Annotated in this window: 6 protein-coding genes and 1 pseudogene; all 7 read left to right on the top strand. The window is 67.9% G+C overall.

The genetic code is table 11. The features are described from left to right. The coding region (gene sctQ / locus HV783_RS29210; protein ID WP_175190338.1) for a type III secretion system cytoplasmic ring protein SctQ at window positions 1-841 on the top strand (841 nt) is incomplete at its 5' end. After that, window positions 838-1,506 carry a type III secretion system export apparatus subunit SctR gene (sctR, locus tag HV783_RS29205; protein ID WP_116520498.1) on the top strand — a complete coding sequence of 223 codons (669 nt, stop codon included), beginning with the start codon at window positions 838-840 and terminating at the stop codon, window positions 1,504-1,506. The genes sctQ and sctR, both read left to right, overlap by 4 nt. Window positions 1,507-1,513: 7 nt before the next feature. Then, window positions 1,514-1,780, top strand: a complete 267-nt coding sequence (gene sctS / locus HV783_RS29200; protein ID WP_049071240.1) for a type III secretion system export apparatus subunit SctS — start codon at window positions 1,514-1,516, stop codon at window positions 1,778-1,780. Between the two features lie 15 nt (window positions 1,781-1,795). Beyond that, the gene (sctT, locus tag HV783_RS29195) at window positions 1,796-2,596 is read left to right on the top strand and encodes a type III secretion system export apparatus subunit SctT (protein WP_175190337.1); all 801 of its coding nucleotides are present in this window, start codon (window positions 1,796-1,798) and stop codon (window positions 2,594-2,596) included. Continuing rightward, window positions 2,593-3,651: a type III secretion system export apparatus subunit SctU gene (gene sctU, locus HV783_RS29190; RefSeq protein ID WP_167517685.1), complete on the top strand. Its 1,059-nt coding sequence runs from the start codon at window positions 2,593-2,595 to the stop codon at window positions 3,649-3,651. The genes sctT and sctU overlap by 4 nt, the downstream gene beginning before the upstream one ends. Next, entirely contained in the window at window positions 3,648-4,046 is a 399-nt protein-coding gene (locus tag HV783_RS29185; protein ID WP_054503479.1) for a CesT family type III secretion system chaperone, read from the top strand. The genes sctU and HV783_RS29185 overlap by 4 nt, the downstream gene beginning before the upstream one ends. 47 nt (window positions 4,047-4,093) lie before the next feature. Then, window positions 4,094-4,838 (top strand): annotated as a pseudogene (locus HV783_RS29180) (EscC/YscC/HrcC family type III secretion system outer membrane ring protein); the annotation flags it as partial.

Raw genomic sequence — 4,838 nt, 5'->3', positions numbered from 1 at the left:
CTTGCGGCTGGGGCTGCCCGCCAGCGCCGCCGACGCCTGGCTGGCGGCGCGCCTGCCCGACGTCGACGTCGGCGCGCTGCCGCCGGCGCTGGTGTCGACCGCCATCGAGACCCTGGTGGCCGAAGTGGTCGCAGGCCTGGCCGAGGTGTCGCCGGGCGGCCCGCTGCGCGTGGTGGGCCGCGATGGCCCGGCGTCGGCGCTGGCGCACGGCTGGACTGTCGCGGCGCGCCATCCCGTCAACGGCGCCTCGATCTACGCCACGCTGGACACCGACGGCCTGGGCCTGATGCTGCTGGCCGGTCTGGTCGGGCGCGCCGCGCCGACGGCCAACGAGATCGACCTCGATGCCGTGCCGGTGCGCATCCGCGCCTGCCTGGGCTGGACCCATCTGACCGCGGCCGAACTGCGCGGCCTGGCGCCGCGCGACACCCTTTTCCTCGATCACTGTCTGGTCTCGCCCGACGGCGAACTGTGGCTGGGCGCCGACGGCCAGGGGCTGCGGGTGCGCCGCCAGGATTCCTCATACCTCGTTACCCAAGGCTGGACTTCCCTCATGACCGAGACGCCGCAACCGCCCCAGGATGCCGAAGCGGGCGCCCAGACGCCGCTCGATATCGATGCCATTCCCGTCCGACTGACTTTCGAACTGGGCGAGCGCCAGATCACGTTGGGCGAGCTGCGCAAGCTGCAACCCGGCGAGACGTTCGACCTGGAGCGGCCGCTGGCCGATGGCCCGGTGCTGGTGCGCGCCAACGGCGCGCTGGTGGGCAGCGGCGAGCTGGTCGAGATAGACGGCCGCATCGGCGTGACACTGCACCGGCTGGGCAAGGCGGGCGCATGAACGGCGCGGATCCGATCAGCCTGGCGGTCGTGCTGGCGCTGTTGGCGCTGGTGCCGCTGGCCGCGGTCATGACCACCTCGTTCCTGAAGATCGCGGTGGTGCTGACGCTGGTGCGCAACGCCCTGGGCGTACAGCAGGTGCCGCCCAACATGGCGCTGTACGGGCTGGCGCTGATCCTGTCCGCCTACGTCATGGGGCCGGTGGTGATGCAGATCGGCGACGAGCTGCGCGCGCCGCCCGCGGTGGTGGCGCCCGGGGCGCCGCAGCCGGACCGGCTCGAAGGCATTCTCGACGCGGTGGCGCGCGGCGCCGAGCCGATGCGCGGCTTCATGCTCAAGAACAGCCGCCCCGAGCAGCGCGATTTCTTCCTGCGCACCGCGCGCGGGCTGTGGGGCGAGCAGCAGGCCCGTAACCTGAAGGAAGACGACCTGCTGGTGCTGATCCCGTCGTTCCTGCTGTCGGAGCTGACCGCCGCGTTCCAGATCGGCTTCCTGCTGTACCTGCCGTTCGTCATCATCGACCTGATCGTCTCCAACATCCTGCTGGCGATGGGCATGATGATGGTGTCGCCGGTCACGATTTCCATGCCCCTGAAGCTGTTCCTGTTCGTCATGGTCGACGGCTGGACGCGGCTGATCCAGGGCCTGGTGCTGTCCTACACCTGAGGCCGCCATGGGAACCGTCGACCTCGTTTCGTACATGACCCAGGCGCTCTACCTGGTGTTGTGGCTGTCGCTGCCGCCGATCGCCGTCGCCGCGATCGTGGGCACGCTGTTTTCCCTGTTCCAGGCGCTGACGCAGATCCAGGAGCAGACGCTGTCGTTCGCCATCAAGCTGATCGCGGTGTTCGCCACGATCCTGCTGACGGCGCGCTGGCTCAGCGCGGAGCTGTACAACTTCACGATTTCCGTGTTCGACCTTTTCTACAAGATCCACTAGGAGCGGCCGGCCACCATGATCTCGGGCATCACCTACGTGGAAGCGAAAGTCTTCCTGGGCACGCTGGCGCTGACGCAGCCGCGCATACTGGCGCTGTGCGCGATGCTGCCCCTGTTCAACCGCCAGTTGCTGCCCGGCATGCTGCGCTACGCCATCTGCGCCGCCATCGGCCTGGTGCTGGTGCCAGCGCTGGCGCCGCGCTACGCCGTGATCGAGCTGGGCGCGATCGAGCTGGTGCTGCTGGTGGCCAAGGAAGTCTTCATCGGCCTGGTGATGGGGTTCCTGGTGGCGATTCCGTTCTGGATCTTCGAAGCCGTGGGCTTCGTGGTCGACAATCAGCGCGGCGCCAGCCTGGGCGCCACCATCAATCCGGCCACCGGCAACGATTCCTCGCCGCTCGGCATCCTGTTCAACCAGGCCTTCATGGTGTTCTTCCTGGTTGGGGGCGGCTTCATGCTGATGCTGACCATGCTCTACGACAGCTTCCGCCTGTGGGACCTGTGGGACTGGGCGCCGACCCTGCGGCGCGAGAGCGTGCCGCTGATGCTGGACCAACTGGGCCGCTTCCTGCGGCTGACGCTGTTGTTCGCCGCGCCCGCCATCATTTCGATGTTCCTGGCCGAAGTCGGGCTGGCGTTGGTCAGCCGCTTCGCGCCGCAGTTGCAGGTGTTCTTCCTGGCGATGCCGATCAAGAGCGCGCTGGCGTTGCTGGTGATGGTGCTCTACATGAGCACGCTGTTCGAGTATGCCGCCGAGGCCACGGGCCATATCAGCTCGGCCTTGCCATTCCTGGACAACCAATGGCGGGCCCCATGAGCGGCGAAAAGACCGAACAGCCTACCCACAAGAAGCTGCGCGACGCGCGCCAGAAAGGCGATGTCGCGCACAGCAAGGACTTCACGCAGACGCTGCTGGTGCTGGCGCTGTTCGGCTACATGTTGGGCAATGCCCACGGCATCGTCGAGGCCCTGGGCCGGCTGATCCTGATTCCGTCAACGCTGGTGGGGCAGCCGTTCGAGCAGGCGCTGCCCGTGGCGCTGGAGGCGGCCCTGCGCGAAGCCGTCTACCTGGTGCTGCCGTTCGTGCTGATCGTGCTGGTGATTGGCATGTTCTCCGAATTCCTGCAGGTGGGGGTGGTGCTGGCCTTCGAGAAACTCAAGCCGTCGGCCAAGAAACTCAACGTGATGAGCAATCTGAAGAACATCTTCTCGAAGAAGAATCTGGTCGAGCTGCTCAAGTCCATCATCAAGATCGCCTTCCTGTCGGCGCTGGTGACGCTGGTGGTGCGCGACGCGCTGCCGGAATTGATGGCGGTGCCGCACAGCGGCCTGGCGGGCCTGGAGGCGGGCGTGGGCGGCATGATGCGCGCGCTGATCGTGAACATCGCGGTGGCCTATGTGGTGATTTCCCTGGCCGATTTCGTCTGGCAGCGCATGCAGTACCGCAAGGGGCTGATGATGAGCAAGGAAGACATCAAGCAGGAATTCAAGGAGATGGAGGGCGACCCCCACATCAAGCACAAGCGCAAGCACCTGCACCAGGAGATGGTGATGCACGGCGCGGTCGCCAGCACGCGCAAGGCGTCGGTGCTGGTGACCAACCCGACCCACCTGGCGGTGGCCATCTACTACGAGCCCGACGAGACGCCGCTGCCGGTGGTGCTGGCCAAGGGCGAGGGCGCGCTGGCCGAGCAGATGATGACGGCGGCGCGCGAGGCCGGCGTGCCGGTGATGCAGAACATTCCCCTGGCGCGCGCGCTGATGGCGTCCGCGCAGCCCGACCAATACATCCCCAGCGAACTGATCGAGCCGGTCGCCGAAGTCCTGCGGCTCGTCAGGAAGCTGGCCGGCAATCCGGACGACCCGACATGAATGCACCCCAGCATCCCCTGATAGCCGCCTATGCGGCGCGGCACGGCCTGCCGCCTTCGACGCGCGCCGATGGCCGCCTCACCGTGGTGGTCGACCAGACCTACCGCGTGCATCTGCAGCCGGCGCGCGATGGTTGGCTGGCGATGAGCGCGCGCCTGTGCGCGCTGCCGGCCAGTGACGTCGACCGCGACCGGCTGGTGACGGAAATCGGCAAGCTGGCGGCGGGCATGCTGGCGCGGCACGCGGCCGCCTGCGTGGTCGATCCGCAGGATCGCGCGCTGTGGTTGCAGCAGTCGCTGCAGCCCGGCAGCGGCGAACTGGCGCTGGAAGAAGCCATGGGCGCATTCGCCAATGCGCTGTCCTTTTGGGCCGGCGCCGTGCGGCGGCTCACATGAATACGCGTGACGGGCATGCCGCCCGAGGAGAGAGAGTGTTGAAGCGGATGATTCTGGCGACTGCGTTGTCGCTGGGCCTGGCGAGCGGCGCGCAAGCCGCCCCGAACTGGCCGAACGTGCCCTACAGCTACTATGCCCGCGACGAGAACCTGCAGACGCTGCTGCGCGAATTCGCGGGCGGCTTCAGCCTGTCGTTGCAGCTCGGACCCAACGTCACGGGCACGGTCAACGGCAAATTCAACGCCAATACGCCGACCGAGTTCATGGACCGGCTGGGCGGCGTCTACGGCTTCAACTGGTTCGTCTATGCCGGCACCTTGTTCGTCAGCCGCACCAACGACATGAAGACGCGTTCGGTCAGCGCCATGGGCAGTTCCATCAGCGCCCTGCGCCAGGCCCTGCAGCAGCTCGGCGTGCTGGACCCGCGCTTTGGCTGGGGCGAGCTGCCAGACCAGGGCATCGCGCTGGTGTCGGGCCCGCCGGGCTACGTCGATCTGGTCGAGCGCACCGTGGCGGCCTTGCCGATGGGCGCCGGCGGCCAGCAGGTGGCGGTGTTCCGGCTCAAGCACGCCTCGGTCAACGACCGCACCATCAGCTACCGCGACCAGAAGGTGGTGACGCCGGGCCTGTCCACCGTGCTGCGCAACCTGATCACGGGCGGCGGAGGCGGCGCGAATAACGAAACCCTGGCCGCGATCGCGGCGCCGCTGCGCGACAATCCGCCGGCGTTCCCGCAGGTCGGCGGCGATGGCGGCGCGGCGCCGGCCGGGCAGGCCGGCGGCCAGCCGGCCG

The organism is Achromobacter dolens (assembly GCF_902859745.1).
GTDB lineage: Bacteria > Pseudomonadota > Gammaproteobacteria > Burkholderiales > Burkholderiaceae_B > Achromobacter > Achromobacter dolens.
Note: the sequence above shows the minus strand (reverse complement) of the source record. Positions and strands in the feature narration are given on the sequence as shown.

Bases quoted from the DNA above. Each gene is read 5' to 3' on its own strand.
- HV783_RS29185 (WP_054503479.1), top strand. From the start codon at position 3,648: ATGAATGCACCCCAGCATCCCCTGATAGCCGCCTATGCGGCGCGGCAC.
- sctU (WP_167517685.1), top strand. From the start codon at position 2,593: ATGAGCGGCGAAAAGACCGAACAGCCTACCCACAAGAAGCTGCGCGAC.
- sctR (WP_116520498.1), top strand. From the start codon at position 838: ATGAACGGCGCGGATCCGATCAGCCTGGCGGTCGTGCTGGCGCTGTTG.
- sctT (WP_175190337.1), top strand. From the start codon at position 1,796: ATGATCTCGGGCATCACCTACGTGGAAGCGAAAGTCTTCCTGGGCACG.
- sctS (WP_049071240.1), top strand. From the start codon at position 1,514: ATGGGAACCGTCGACCTCGTTTCGTACATGACCCAGGCGCTCTACCTG.